This is a genomic window from Kitasatospora sp. NPDC058048, assembly GCF_042885555.1.
Lineage (GTDB): Bacteria > Actinomycetota > Actinomycetes > Streptomycetales > Streptomycetaceae > Kitasatospora > Kitasatospora lactacystinica.
Genome location: NZ_JBHVRT010000048.1, coordinates 44,126 through 57,883, shown reverse-complemented (window position 1 = coordinate 57,883; position 13,758 = coordinate 44,126). Strand labels below are relative to the sequence as shown.

General features: G+C 73.8%; 11 protein-coding genes, 1 tRNA gene and 1 riboswitch. Of the genes, 9 read left to right on the top strand and 3 right to left on the bottom strand.

The window, feature by feature from the left end:
• Positions 1-282 precede the first annotated feature (282 nt).
• Positions 283-567, top strand: a complete 285-nt coding sequence (locus ACFVVA_RS35815) for an HU family DNA-binding protein (protein WP_030242980.1) — start codon at positions 283-285, stop codon at positions 565-567.
• A 73-nt stretch (positions 568-640) separates the two neighbouring features.
• Here the strand turns inward: ACFVVA_RS35815 and murA are convergent, their stop codons facing one another.
• Positions 641-1,981, bottom strand: a complete 1,341-nt coding sequence (gene murA / locus ACFVVA_RS35810; RefSeq protein ID WP_359904238.1) for a UDP-N-acetylglucosamine 1-carboxyvinyltransferase — start codon at positions 1,979-1,981, stop codon at positions 641-643.
• Positions 1,982-2,442: 461 nt separating this feature from the next.
• Between murA and ACFVVA_RS35805 the strand changes: the two genes are divergently transcribed.
• The 6 genes from ACFVVA_RS35805 to ACFVVA_RS35780 all read left to right on the top strand — a co-directional run bounded on the left by ACFVVA_RS35805 (position 2,443) and on the right by ACFVVA_RS35780 (position 9,941).
• Positions 2,443-3,027: a YqgE/AlgH family protein gene (locus ACFVVA_RS35805; RefSeq protein ID WP_359904235.1), complete on the top strand. Its 585-nt coding sequence runs from the start codon at positions 2,443-2,445 to the stop codon at positions 3,025-3,027.
• A 63-nt stretch (positions 3,028-3,090) separates the two neighbouring features.
• Positions 3,091-3,369: a DUF3039 domain-containing protein gene (locus ACFVVA_RS35800; RefSeq protein ID WP_359904233.1), complete on the top strand. Its 279-nt coding sequence runs from the start codon at positions 3,091-3,093 to the stop codon at positions 3,367-3,369.
• 91 nt (positions 3,370-3,460) lie between these two features.
• Entirely contained in the window at positions 3,461-5,071 is a 1,611-nt protein-coding gene (locus tag ACFVVA_RS35795; protein WP_387694886.1) for a beta-N-acetylhexosaminidase, read from the top strand.
• 357 nt (positions 5,072-5,428) lie between these two features.
• On the top strand, positions 5,429-6,295 hold the full coding sequence (locus ACFVVA_RS35790; protein ID WP_355265826.1) for an FAD binding domain-containing protein: 867 nt from the start codon (positions 5,429-5,431) through the stop codon (positions 6,293-6,295).
• Positions 6,292-7,617 (top strand): 2Fe-2S iron-sulfur cluster-binding protein, encoded by a 1,326-nt coding sequence (locus ACFVVA_RS35785; protein ID WP_387694885.1) that lies wholly within the window; start codon positions 6,292-6,294, stop codon positions 7,615-7,617. The genes ACFVVA_RS35790 and ACFVVA_RS35785 overlap by 4 nt, the downstream gene beginning before the upstream one ends.
• Complete coding sequence (locus tag ACFVVA_RS35780; protein WP_387694884.1) at positions 7,614-9,941, top strand: xanthine dehydrogenase family protein molybdopterin-binding subunit; 2,328 nt, start codon at positions 7,614-7,616, stop codon at positions 9,939-9,941. Before ACFVVA_RS35785 ends, ACFVVA_RS35780 begins: the two co-directional genes overlap by 4 nt.
• A 106-nt stretch (positions 9,942-10,047) precedes the next feature.
• Here the strand turns inward: ACFVVA_RS35780 and ACFVVA_RS35775 are convergent.
• Positions 10,048-10,119 (bottom strand) — tRNA-Cys (locus ACFVVA_RS35775).
• Between the two features lie 85 nt (positions 10,120-10,204).
• A riboswitch (guanidine-III (ykkC-III) riboswitch) is annotated at positions 10,205-10,270 on the top strand.
• Between the two features lie 44 nt (positions 10,271-10,314).
• Here ACFVVA_RS35775 and ACFVVA_RS35770 point away from each other — a divergent pair.
• Positions 10,315-10,629, top strand: a complete 315-nt coding sequence (locus tag ACFVVA_RS35770; protein ID WP_380545568.1) for a DMT family transporter — start codon at positions 10,315-10,317, stop codon at positions 10,627-10,629.
• Positions 10,630-10,753: 124 nt separating this feature from the next.
• Positions 10,754-12,193 carry an MFS transporter gene (locus ACFVVA_RS35765; RefSeq protein WP_387694883.1) on the top strand — a complete coding sequence of 480 codons (1,440 nt, stop codon included), beginning with the start codon at positions 10,754-10,756 and terminating at the stop codon, positions 12,191-12,193.
• A gap of 3 nt (positions 12,194-12,196) precedes the next feature.
• Here ACFVVA_RS35765 and ACFVVA_RS35760 read toward each other — a convergent pair whose 3' ends face one another.
• Positions 12,197-13,519, bottom strand: a complete 1,323-nt coding sequence (locus ACFVVA_RS35760; protein ID WP_387694882.1) for a hypothetical protein — start codon at positions 13,517-13,519, stop codon at positions 12,197-12,199.
• Positions 13,520-13,758 lie beyond the last annotated feature (239 nt).

Genomic DNA, 13,758 nt, shown 5'->3' with positions numbered 1-13,758 from the left:
GGAGCCGACGGAGCGTCACACCTCCAACGAGCGGGCGACGTTCGAGTGGCTCGCCCGGGGCCCGATTGGCTTTCTCGGGGCCGGTCGGGGCAGGATTCGTATCCAGGCGGGCGGGTGGGCCTTCGACGGCTCCGGCGCGCGGCATCGGGTACGGACCCGGCCTGCGACCACGCATTGCCTGCATGAGCACAGTGTGCGGACCTGCGGCCCATCCGGGTGCCCCCCGGTGGGAGTACCGATGGGCCCCCGCGCACCGCAAGCGAACAGACCACAGGAGTACACATGAACCGCAGTGAGCTGGTGGCCGCGCTGTCCGAGCGCGCCGAGGTGACCCGCAAGGACGCCGACGCCGTTCTGGCCGCCTTCGCCGAGATCGTCGGCGAGGTCGTCGCCAAGGGCGACGAGAAGGTCACCATCCCCGGTTTCCTGACCTTCGAGCGCACCCACCGCGCTGCCCGCACCGCGCGCAACCCGCAGACCGGCGAGCCGATCCAGATCGCCGCGGGCTACAGCGCCAAGGTGAGCGCCGGCTCCAAGCTGAAGGAAGCCGCCAAGGGCGCTGCCTGAGCCACCCCTTGAACGCCCGAGAGGCCGGACTCCCCACTGTGGAGCCCGGCCTCTCGCCGTTGGGACCGGACCGTCAGGCGTCGACCAGCTGCTCGCTGGGCAGCTCGACGTGGGCGCCCAGGTCGCGCAGCTTGTCCATGAAGTTCTCGTAGCCGCGGTTGATCAGGTCGATGCCGTGCACGGTCGAGGTGCCCTCGGCCGCCAGCGCCGCGATCAGGTACGAGAAGCCGCCGCGCAGGTCCGGGATGACCAGCTCGGAGCCGATCAGCTTGGACGGGCCGGAGACGACCGCGGAGTGCAGGAAGTTGCGGGCGCCGAAGCGGCACGGGGTGCCGCCCAGGCACTCGCGGTAGAGCTGGATGTGCGCGCCCATCTGGTTCAGCGCGCCGGTGAAGCCGAGCCGCGACTCGTACACCGTCTCGTGGACGATGGACAGGCCGGTGGCCTGGGTCAGCGCGACCACCAGCGGCTGCTGCCAGTCGGTCTGGAAGCCCGGGTGCACGTCGGTCTCCAGGGCGATCGCCTTGAGCTCGCCGCCCGGGTGCCAGAAGCGGATGCCCTCGTCGTCCACCTCGAAGGCGCCGCCGACCTTCCGGAAGGTGTTCAGGAAGGTCATCATCTCCAGCTGGCGGGCGCCGCGGACGTAGATGTCGCCCTTGGTCGCCAGCGCCGCGCAGGCCCAGGACGCCGCCTCCAGGCGGTCCGGCAGCGCGCGGTGGTTGTAGCCGTTCAGCTCGTCCACACCGGTGATCAGGATCGTCCGGTCGGTGCCCAGCGTGATGATCGCGCCCATCTTCTGCAGCACGCAGATCAGGTCGACGATCTCCGGCTCGATGGCCGCGTTGCGCAGCTCGGTGACGCCCTCGGCGAGGACGGCGGTGAGCAGCACCTGCTCGGTCGCGCCGACCGAGGGGTAGGGCAGCTCGATCTTGGTGCCGCGCAGCCGCTGCGCGGCGACCAGGTAGGTGCCCTGCGGGTGCTTCTCGATGGTGGCGCCGAACTGGCGCAGCACCTCGAAGTGGAAGTCGACGGGGCGGCCGCCGATGTCGCAGCCGCCGAGGCCGGGGATGAAGGCGTGGCCGAGGCGGTGCAGCAGCGGGCCGCAGAACAGGATCGGGATCCGCGAGGAGCCGGCGTGCGCGTCGATGTCGGCGACGTTGGCGCTCTCGACGTGCGAGGGGTCGAGGATCAGCTCGCCGTCCTCGTCACCGGTGCGCACGGTCACGCCGTGCAGCTGCAGCAGGCCGCGGACCACCTTGACGTCGCGGATGTCCGGGACGTTGCGCAGTCTGCTGGGGCCCTGCCCGAGGAGGGCGGCGACCATGGCCTTGGGCACCAGGTTCTTCGCACCGCGGACGCGGATCTCGCCTTCGAGCGGATTTCCGCCATGGACCAGCAGGACGTCGTCGGTCATCGTTCTCGCAATCCGGGGTGCCAGAGGAGTCGGAAAGGGCGGCTCCGGGAGAGAGCCGGTGGTGGACCGTTCGTACGGGCGCGTTCGGGCCCCCGGCGAAACCGAGTCGGCACCGTATGGGCGTCCACCAGACGTAGATGGTAGTAGGCGCTCCGTTGGTTCCCGTGAGCCTCTCCCGTGATGGTGCTCTCTCCGGGCCCGCGCCCGCCCCCCGGTGCGGCCGTACGGGTGTTCGTCCGGCGTGGGCGTTAGGGCCGGTCCGGCGGGACTTTGCCGGGTGCGCGGCGTCGGGGCACGCACCTCGCCGCGTTGTCGTCGGTCGCCAATGCTCCGCAGTGGCTCCCTCCTCCGCCTTGCGATGCACGCACCCCGACGCCGCGCCCTGATCCGACAAGACCCACCGGACGGGCCCTAGGGTGTTGCGGTGTCCGAGCGGTGCCGTTCTGCGGGATCATGTGGGCATGACGGCGGCCCATTCGCACGGAGGCCGGTCCCACACCGGCTGTCTGCTCGTCGCGACGCCCCTGCTCACCGACCCGAACTTCGCGCGGGCGGTGGTGCTGCTCCTCGACCACGATGTCGAGGGGGCGCTCGGCGTGGTCCTCAACCGGCCGACGCCGGTCGAGGTGGGAAGCGTGCTGGACGGCTGGAACAGACTCGTCGGACAGCCGGCCGTGGTGTTCCAGGGCGGCCCGGTGGCGCTGGACTCGGCGCTCGGCCTCGCGGTGGCACCGGGGGAGCCGGGCACCGGCGAGCCGCTCGGCTGGCGCCGGGTGCACGGCGCGATCGGCCTGGTGGACCTGGAGGCGCCGCCCGAGGTGCTGGCCGGGGAGCTGGGCAGCCTGCGGATCTTCGCCGGGTACGCGGGCTGGTCGCCGGGACAGCTGGAGGCGGAGCTGGAGAGCGGCGCCTGGTACCTGGTGGACTGCGAGCCGGGGGACGTCTCCAGCCCCGAGCCGGAACGGCTGTGGCGCGCGGTCCTGCGCCGCCAGCGCGGCCCGCTCGCCCTGCTGGCGACCTACCCGGACGACCCCACGATGAACTGAGCCGACCGGCCCCGCGCCGCGACACTGGCCGGGTTTCCGGAGGCCCCCATAGACTTGGCACCCATGAGCACTCTTGAGCCCGAGCGCGGCCTCGGCACCGGCACCCTGGTCGAGCCCGTCCCACAGGTGTCCCACGGGGACGGCGACCACGAGCGCTTCGCGCACTACGTCCAGAAGGACAAGATCATGGAGAGTGCCCTCTCCGGGTCTCCCGTGGTGGCGCTCTGCGGCAAGGTGTGGGTGCCCGGGCGCGACCCGAAGAAGTACCCGGTCTGCCCCATGTGCAAGGAGATCTACGACGGCATCGGCAAGCCGCAGGGCGGCGACGGCGACAACAAGTAGTCCGCGGCGCCGCGCACAACGCCGTTTTGCATAGCACCAGGGTTTCCCCGGTGGTCTATGCCAATCGCCGGGGCGTGGGCAGGATGTCGGAATGGACCTCATTCCCGCACCGTCGAGTGCCGTTCGCCGCCCGGACGAGGACTACCCGCTCGACGCCGCCACCACGCTGACCGCACCCCCCGCGCTGGCCGACGCCGAGCGTTGGCTGCGGACCGCACTGTCCGCCGCCACCGGGCTGCCGCTCGGCCCGGGCCGGCCGGGTTCGGGCATCGAGCTGGCCGAGGACCGGGCGCTCGCCGCCGAGGCGTACCGGATCACGGTGCGCCCCGGCCACGCCCTGCTCGCCGCGGGCGGCCCGGCCGGAGCGCTGTGGGGCGCGCAGACCCTGCGGCAGCTGCTCGGGCCGGACGCCTACCGCCGCTCGCCGCTGCGCCGCGAGGGCTGGGTCCTGCCCGGCGCCGACATCGCGGACGCCCCCCGGTTCGGCTGGCGCGGCGCGCTGCTCGACGTCGCCCGGCACTTCCTGCCCAAGTCGGACGTGCTGCGCTTCGTCGACCTGCTGGCCGCACACAAGCTCAACGTGCTGCACCTGCACCTGACCGACGACCAGGGCTGGCGGGTGGAGATCAAGCGCTACCCGAGGCTGACCGGGCGCGGCGCCTGGCGGGAGCGCTCGATGGTCGGCTACCGGGCCGGGCAGCGCCGCGACGACCGCCCGCACGGCGGCTACTACACCCAGGACGACCTGCGCGAGATCGTCGCCTACGCGGCCGCCCGCGGGGTCACCGTCGTCCCGGAGATCGACCTGCCCGGCCACACCCAGGCCGCCGTGTCCGCCTACCCCGAGCTGGGCAACACCGATGTGGTGGACACCGCCGCGCTCGGGGTCTGGACCGACTGGGGGGTGAGCCACAACGTGCTCAACGCCTCCGAGGAGACCCTGCGCTTCTTCGAGGGCGTGCTGGAGGAGGTCCTGGAGCTCTTCCCGTCCGAGTTCATCCACCTGGGCGGCGACGAGTGCCCCAAGGAGCAGTGGAAGGACAGCGCCGCCGCGCAGGCCCGGATACGCGAACTGGGCCTGGCCAACGAGGACGAACTGCAGAGCCACCTCATCCGGCACTTCGACGGCTGGCTGGCCGACCGCGGCCGCCGGCTGATCGGCTGGGACGAGATCCTGGAGGGCGGGCTCGCGCCGGGCGCCGCCGTCTCCTCCTGGCGCGGCTTCGGCGGCGGGGTCGCCGCCGCGAAGGCCGGGCACGACGTGGTGATGTGTCCCGAGCAGCACGTCTACTTCGACCACCGGCAGGCGGACGGACCGGACGAGCCGATCCCGGTCGGATTCGTGCGCACGCTGGAGGACGTTTACCGGTTCGAGCCGGTCCCCGAGCAGCTGGACGAGGCCGCCGCCCGGCACGTGATCGGTACCCAGGCCAACCTGTGGACCGAGTTCATGGACAGTGCCCGGGACATCGACTACCGGGCCTTCCCCCGGCTGGTCGCCTTCGCCGAGGTCGCCTGGTCGGAGCTGCCCGCCGAGCCGGCCGAGCGGGACTTCGCCGGCTTCGAGCAGCGGCTGGCGACGCACCTGAGGGCGCTGGACGCGCTCGGCGTCGAGTACCGCCCGGCCGACGGTCCGCACCCGTGGCAGCGCCGCCCCGGGGTGCTCGGCCGGCCGATCGAGGGCCCGCCGCCGGTGCGGTAGGGGGTGTCCCGCGGGTCCTGCCGGACCCGGCGAAGACCCGCGGGAAACGCCCCGGTCCTACCCGTGGGGAACTTCTGAGCGGTCGTCCGACGTCAAGAACTGATGAACATCTGCCCTGGCCCGGAGCGGGTCGGGGCAGATACCGCCCGGTATCAGTCCCAATCGGGCAGTCCCGTTCACCGGTCCCGAAATGATCATCGAGCATTGTGTGCCAGAGTTGCCCAACCCGGCCCGATCGCCCGTACCCTACGGGCCAGGCCGGGCTGCTGACGCAGGACAGTACGGCCGAAGGCCGGCGGGCGGCAGGCGATCGATGAGCAAGTGGAGCACGGTGGGACCCAGGTGAACCGGACGATCATGCTGCCGGCCTCCCTCGACGAGGCCGTCGACGCGCTGGCCGCCGCCCCGGCCGCGGTACCGGTGGCCGGAGCCACCGACCTGATGGAGGCCGTCAACGCCGGCCGACTGCGCCCCGCCGCCCTGGTCGGCCTCGGCCGCATCACCGAACTGCGCGGCTGGCGCTACGAGGACGGCGGCACCGCCGTGCTCGGCGCCGGACTCACCCACGCCCGGATGGACCGCCCCGACTTCGCGGCGCTCATCCCCGCGCTCGCCGACGCCGCCCGCACCGCCGGCCCGCCGCAGGTCCGCAACGTCGGCACCCTCGGCGGGAACATCGTCACCGCCGCCCCGGCCGGCGACACCCTCCCGGTGCTCACCGCGCTGGAGGCCAGCGTCACCCTGGCCCGGGCCGGCGGCACCCGCGAGGTGCCGGTCAGTCACCTGCTCACCGGGCTCGACCCGGTGCGCCCCGGCGAACTGCTCACCTGGGTGCGCGTCCCGCTGCTGCACGCCCCGCAGGTCTTCCTCAAGGCCACCGGCCGCAGCGGACCGGCCCGCGCCACCGCCTCCGTCGCCCTGGTCCTCGACCCGGCCCGGCGCTCGGTGCGCTGCGCCGTCGGGGCCGTCGCGCCGGTGCCGCTGCGCCCGCTGGAGGCCGAGGCCTGGGTGGCCGGCTGCATCGACTGGGACGGCAGCCGGGAGATCGACCCGGCCGCGACCGCCGCCTTCGGCGAGTACGTGGCCGCCGCCTGCGTCCCCGACAACTACGGCGCCGAGGGCGCCTGGGAGGCCGTGACCGAGGGGCCGACCGCGGCCGCGGTTCGGTTGCGGCGTACCGTATCGGTGCTGGCCCGACGGGCACTGGGAAGGGCGCTGAAGTGACCACAGACCCCATCGAGACCCTGGACGCCGACCCGCTCGGCCTCTCCCCGCAGGTCAGCCGCGAGCTGCGCCCGTGCGCCTCGTACACGCTGCGGGTCAACGGTTTCGAACGGCCCGTCACCGACGCGTGGATCGGCGAGAGCCTGCTCTACGTGCTGCGCGAGCGGCTCGGCCTGGCCGGCGCCAAGGACGGCTGCGAACAGGGCGAGTGCGGGGCCTGCTCGGTGCAGGTGGACGGCCAGCTGGTGGCCGGCTGCCTGGTGCCCGCCGCCCTGGCCGCCGACAGCGAGATCAGCACCGTCGAGGGCCTGTCCGCCGCCGGCGGCGCGAGCGCCGTCCAGCAGGCGCTGGCCGCCTCCGGCGCCGTCCAGTGCGGCTACTGCACCCCCGGCATGGCGATGGCGGTGCACGACCTGCTCCAGCGCAACCACCGGCCCACCGAGGTGGAGGCCCGTCAGGCGCTGTGCGGCAACCTCTGCCGCTGCACCGGCTACCGGGGCGTGCTGGCCGCCGTCCAGACCGTCGCGGACGCCCGCGCGGCGGAGGCCGAGGAGGCGGAGGAGGCCGCCGCGCTCGCCGAGGCCGCCGCGCAGGCCGCCGGGCCCGCTCCCGCGGGGCCGGCCGAGCCGGTCGCCGAACCGCCCGCCGACGTGCCGGTGGACGCGCCGGTCGAACCCGGGCAGGCCGTCGAGCCGCCGGTCTACGCCGACGCCGACGCCTGGATCGAGCACGTCCCGCAGCAGCCCGTCGAGGCCCACCCGGTCGCCCACCCCGCGGAGCAGTACCACCCGGAGCAGCACGCCGCCGAGCAGCACCACCCGGCGCAGCCCGCCGTGGAACAGCACGCCATGGAACAGCACGCCGTCGGGCAGGCCCCGGCCGGGCTGCCGTACGGCGACCCCCAGGGCGGCTACGACACCGGCGTGTACGACACCACCGTGCTGGCCCCGATCCGGGACGACATCCCCGCCCGGATCCCCGCCCAGGCCGCCGACGACCAGGTGTACTACCCGCCGCAGGGCTACCCCGAGCAGCCGTACCAGGCCACCCCCGCGCACGGCACCTACGTGCCCTACCCGGACGGCCACCAGCAGCAGAACGGCTACGACACCGGGTACGACGCCCCGGTCTACGAGCCCACCCCCGCGCACGGGACCCCGCTGCCCGGCTCCGTCTACGACGGCACGCCGCCGCACGGCACCCCGTACGCCGCCCCGCACCCGCACGGTGCCCCGGCCGAGGGCGGCGCCCCGGCCGGTGTCCCGTACGGTGCCACCCCCGCCCACGGCATCCGGCTCCCCGAGGACGACCACGCATCATGACGTCGCCTACCGACATCGGCGCAGCACTCCAGCAGGACGGCGGCGAGGGCGGCGCACCGGAGCCGATCGGCCTGGGCAGCTCCCCGCTGCGCAGCGACGCGCTGCCCAAGGCGCTCGGCATCTACCCGTACGCGGCCGACCTGTGGGCCGAGGGGCTGCTGTGGGGCGCGGTGCTGCGCTCGCCGCACCCGCACGCCCGGATCCGGGGCATCGACACCTCGGCCGCGCTGGCGCTGCCCGGCGTGCACGCCGTGGTCACCGCCGCCGACCTGCCGCCCGGACCGGACGGCACCCCCGACGGCGCCCCGGCCGGGCCGATCGTCGCCGACCGGCCGGTGCTGGCCGCCGGCGTGGTGCGCCACCACGGCGAGCCGATCGCCGCGGTGGCCGCCGACCACCCCGACACCGCCCGGCTGGCCGTCGGCCTGATCGCGGTCGACTACGAGCCGCTGGAGGCCGTCACCGACCCGGAGCAGGCCTTCACCGCGCCGCCGCTGCACCCGGACGGCAACCTGTTCCGCCACCTGCCGCTGCGCACCGGGGACCCGGACGCGGTCGGCGAGATCGTCGTCGAGGGCCTCTACCAGGTCGGCCGGCAGGACCCGGCCCCGCTCGGCGCCGAGGCCGGGCTGGCCGTACCGCGCCCGGACGGCGGCGTCGAACTGCACCTGTCCTCCACCGACCCGCACGGCGACCGCGACCGCACCGCCGCCTGCCTGGGCCTGGAGCCGGACCGGGTCCGGCTGGTGGCCACCGGCGTGCCCGGCGCCACCACCGACCGCGAGGACCTCTCCTTCCAGGTCACCCTGGCCCTGCTGGCGCTGCGCACCGGCCGCCCGGTGAAGATGACGCTCACCCGCGAGGAGTCCTTTCACACCCACACCTCGCGCCACCCCGCGCTCCTGCGCTACCGCCACCACGCCGACGCCGAGGGCACGCTGGTGAAGGTCGAGGCACAGATCCTGCTGGACGGCGGCGCCTACGCGGACGTCTCCGCCGAGGCGCTGGCCGCCGCGACGGCCTTCTCGGCCGGTCCGTACGTCTGCCCGAACGTCTTCGTGGACGCCTGGGCGGTGCGCACCAACAACCCGCCGGCCGGCCGGATGCGCGGCGAGGGCGCCCTGCAGGCCTGCTTCGCGTACGAGTCGCAGCTGGACCAGCTGGCCGCCCGGATCGGCGTGGACCCGGTGGAGATCCGCCGCCGCAACGCGATGTCCACCGGCGACCCGCTGCCCACCGGTCAGGCCGTCACCTGCCCGGCGCCGGTGCGCGCCCTGCTGGACGCGGTCGCCGCCGAGCCGCTGCCGGCCCTGCCGGTGGACGACCCGGACGCCGAGTGGCTGCTGCCCGGCGGGCCCGGCGGCGCGGGCGACCCGGCGGCGGTGCGGCGCGGGATCGGCTACGCCGTCGGCATGGTGCACATGCTGGGCGCCGAGGGCGAGGACGAGGTCTCCACGGCGACCGTGCGGGTCAGCGGGGACCACGCCACGGTGATCTGCGCGGCGGTCGACGCCGGGCAGGGCTTCGCCACGCTGGCCCGGCAGATCGTGCAGACCGTGCTGGGCGTCAGCGAGGTCTACATCGCCCCGGCCGACAGCGACCAGTCGATCGCCGGGCCGTCCGCCCGCGGCCGGCACACCTGGGTCTCCGGAGGCGCCGTCGAGCGGGCCGCGCTGATGGTCCGCCACCAGCTGCTGCAGCCGATCGCGGCGAACTTCGGGATGTCGGCGGAGCTGCTCCAGATCGCCGACGGCAAGATCACCTCGTACGACGGGGTGCTCGGCATGCCCGTCGCCGAGGCGCTGGAGGGCAAGGAGCTCTGGGCCACCGCGCAGTGCCGCCCGCACCCCACCGAGCCGCTGGACGAGGCCGGGCAGGGCGACGCCTTCGTCTCCATCTCGTTCTGCGCGATGCGTGCGGTGGTGGACGTGGACATCGAGCTGGGCGCCGTGCGGGTGGTCGAGATGACGGTCGCCCAGGACGTCGGCCGGGCGCTGAACCCGCGCCAGATCGAGGACCGGATCGAGGCGGGGGTGGCCCAGGGCGTGGGCCTGGCACTGCTGGAGGACCTGCGGACGGAGGGCGGGGTGCTGCTGAACCCCTCGCTCACCGGCTACCGGCTGCCCACCGCGCTGGACACCCCGGAGGTGCGGATCGCCGCGCTGCTGGAGGAGCGCGACGTGGTGGCCCCGTTCGGCGCGAAGGCGGTCGGAGCCGTGCCCGCGGTGGTCGCCCCGGCGGCCGTCGCCGCGGCCGTGCGCGCCGCCACCGGCCTGCCGGTCGGCCGGCTGCCGATCCGGGCGGAGGACGCCGTCACCGCCTGACCGGGGACTCCCGGGAAAGACCGGGGGCTCCCGGGAAAGGCGTAACGCAGGGAAAGGAAATTGCCGGCCGACTTTCGGAGTCGACCGGCAATTTCCTTTTCCGGTGAGGCCATGGCGGGAATCGAACCCGCGTGCACCGCTTTGCAGACGGTTCCCTAAGCCACTCGGGCACACGGCCAGTGAATTCATAGTGGCCGATCCGGGGGAGAGGGGTCAATGCCCTTTTGTAAATTCTGTATGGCAAGGTGTGCTACCGTCGGGGACAGGTGGCGGTATTTCCGCCACCCCGGACGAGCGCGTCGTACCCGGTGACGACAAGACGGCGCAGTTCAGCGGCAATCCGGCCGCTGTGGACTGCGGAGGTAGCACCGTCATGGCCTGGCTCGTTCTGATCGTCTCGGGTGTCCTGGAGACCATTTGGGCGGTCGCCCTGGAATCGTCCAAGGGCTTCACCCGCCTCGTTCCCAGCCTCGTCTTCGGCATCGCACTGCTGTTCAGCATGGGCGGCCTGGCGTACGCGATGCGCACCATTCCGATCGGAACCGGCTACGCCGTCTGGGTGGGCATCGGAGCGGTCGGCACCGCGGTCTACGGCATGGCCGTCCTGGGGGATCCGGTGACCATGGCCCGGATCGCCTGCCTGCTGCTGATCGTCTCCGGCGTGGTGGGCCTCAAGGTGCTGCACTGACCTCCGCCGCGGTCCGGGCCGGGGGCCCGTCCTGGGTCCCGGGCCCGTCCTAGGGCCTGCGACCGAGGAGATCACCGACCGGGGTCAGGGGTCATCGGGGCAGACGGCTCTTACGATGTTACGTATGACCACTGCCTCCCCCACCTCGGTCGACCCCGTACCGATACCCCTTGACGACGACCCCGGTGGTGGGGTCCTCGGCGGCCGCTACCGTGCGCTGACGCTGGGGATCGTCTCGGTGGTCCTGGTGATCGCCTTCGAGGCGACGGCCGTCAACACCGCGATGCCGACCGCCGCTCGCCAGCTGAACGGGCTCGGGCTGTACGCGTTCGCCTTCTCCGGCTACTTCACCACCACCCTGTTCGCCCTGGTCGTCTCCGGCCAGTGGTGCGACCGGAGCGGCCCGCTGCGGCCGCTGTTCAGCGGCATCGCCGTGTTCGGCGTGGGGCTGGTGGTGTCCGGGACGGCACCCGGGATGTGGGTGTTCGTGGCCGGGCGGGCCGTCCAGGGCCTCGGTGGCGGGCTGGTGATCGTCGCCCTGTACGTGGTGGTCGGCCGGGCCTACCCGGAGCGGCTGCGGCCCGCGGTGTTCGCGGCCTTCTCCTCGGCCTGGGTACTGCCCTCGATCATCGGTCCGCTGGTCTCCGGGGCCGTCACCCAGCACCTGGGGTGGCGCTGGGTGTTCCTGGCCGTGCCGGTGCTGATCCTGCTGCCGCTGGCCGTGATGGGCCCGGCACTGGCCCGCTCCGAGCGCGAGCACCCGGTGGCCAGGGGCGCGGCCTTCGACCGCCGTCGCACCCTGCTGGCCGCGATGGCGGCGGTCGGCGCCGGCCTGCTGCAGTACGCGGGCCAGCGGCGCGACCTGATCGGGCTGGTCCCCGGGATCGCCGGGGCGGCGCTGCTGGTGCCGGCGGTCCTCGGCCTGCTGCCGGCGCGGACCCTGCGGGCCGGCCGGGGACTGCCGGCCGTGATCCTGCTGCGCGGGGTGGCCGCGGGGGCGTTCTTCGCGGCCGAGGCCTTCATCCCGCTGATGATGACCACCCAGCGCGAGCTCTCGCCGACGCTGGCCGGCCTGACCCTGACCAGCGGCGGCCTCACCTGGGCGCTCGGCTCCTGGCTCCAGGGCCGGCCCGGGGCGGAGCGCTACCGCACGGTGATGATCCGGGGCGGCTTCGTGCTGACCGCGGTGGCGATCTCGGGTGCCGCGCTGGTGCTGTTCCCGGCGGTGCCGGCCTGGGCCGCGTCGGTGGCCTGGGGCGTCGGCGGCGTCGGGATGGGGATGGCGATCGCGAGCGTCAGCGTGCTGATGATGAAGCTCTCCACGCCGGAGGACGCCGGGGCCAACTCGGCCGCGCTCCAGATGAGCGACGCGCTGGGCAATGTGCTGCTGACCGGTCTGGCCGGGGTGATGTTCGCGGCGCTGGGCGGCGGCTCGCTCGCCGCCGCCCACGGGGGCGGCGGGGAGGCCGGCTCGCCCGGCGCCTTCGCGGTGATCCTGCTGTCGATGGCCGGGGTGGCGCTGCTCGGCGCGGTGCTCTCCGGGCGGGTGCGGACGAAGGCCTGACGGTCAGCCGGCGGTGGCGCCGGCAGGGGCCGTGGCGGGGGGCGTGGCGGGGGGCGCGGCCCCCGCCGGGGCGCCGAGGAAGGCCTCCCAGCCGCCGGCCGGGGACTGCCCCGGGGCGAGGGTCTGGAGCTTGCGCAGCACCGCCGGGTCCTGGGCGTCCAGCCAGTCGACCAGCTGCCGGAAGGAGACCAGCCGGACCTCCGGCTTGTCCGCGATGGTCCTGAGGACGTCCTCGACGGCGTTCATGTAGATGCCGCCGTTCCACTCCTCGAAGTGGTTGCCGATGACGTACGGCGCCCGGTTGCCGTTGTAGGTGCGGTCGAACCCCATCAGGTAGGCGTCGCGGGCCTGGGTCTGGAAGCTGGGGTGGAGCGCCGGGTCGGCCTTGGTGTTGGGGCCGCACTGGTTGTACATGATGTTGTAGTCCATCGAGAGCACCTGGAAGGTGTGCCCGGGGAACGGGATGGACTGCAGCGGGAGGTCCCACAGCGCGCCGCCCTGGATCTTCTGCGGCCACACCTGGGTGCCGTTGCCGCTGCTGTCGTAGCGCCAGCCGCGCCTGACCGCGGTGGGCAGCAGGTTGCGCTGGCCCTCCAGGCAGGGGGTGCGGCTGCCGATCAGCTCCTTGCGGTAGTCGAAGGGCAGCGCGGGCAGGTCGGTGAAGCCGGTGTTGGTGCGCCAGTTCGTCACGAAGTCCATCGCCTGCTGGATCTCGCTGTCCCACTCCTCCGGGGACCACGCGCCGACGCCCGTGGAGCCGCAGAAGTGGCCGTTGAAGTGGGTCCCGATCTCGTGGCCCTCCAGCCAGGCCGCGTGCACGTTCTCCAGGGTGTCGCGGATGTGCTGGTCGCTGAGGTAGCCGATGTCGGAGGCGCCGGCCTTGTGCTGCGGCGGGCGGTAGAGGTCCTTCTTGGACTCGGGCAGCAGGTAGAGGCCGCTGAGGAAGAAGGTCATCTTCGCGTCGTGGTCCCGGGCCAGCCGGCGGAAGCGGGCGAACAGGCCGTTGTCGAGCTCGCCGGCGCCGTCCCAGGAGAAGACCACGAACTGCGGCGGGCGCTGGCCGGGCTGCAGCCGGTCGGGGACGGGCTGGTGCGGCTGGGCGCCGGTGTCCGAGGTGGAGCCGTCACCGATCAGGACCGGCTGCGGCCGGGGGAGCGGGGCCGGGGCCGGAGTGGCGCCCTGCTCGTCGGCCGCTGCGGTGGCCGGCGCGGCGCTGCCGGCCGCCCGCTCCTCGCCGGTGGCGTGGTTGCTGCCGCACCCGGCCGCCAGGGTGGCGGCGGTGGCGGCGCCGGCCGTCAGCAGGGTGCGGCGTGAGAGGGCTTCCATGGTCACTCCGTTCGTGGGGCGTGCGGGCGGCGTGCGGGAGTGCGGAGTCCGGTCGGACAAGTGGGTGATACAACCCGTAACCGGGTCAGCATGGCACGAGGGCGGGGCCGGTCGAAGAGGCGCAGCGCGAGCTCGTGAGTGATCGCTCGAACGACGCAACCGATCGGGTCCGTTGAACCGTCGGTAGCTCGTGTCGGGCCTGCACCCGCGGCGATCGTGCGCGGGGGGCGGTCGTCGCG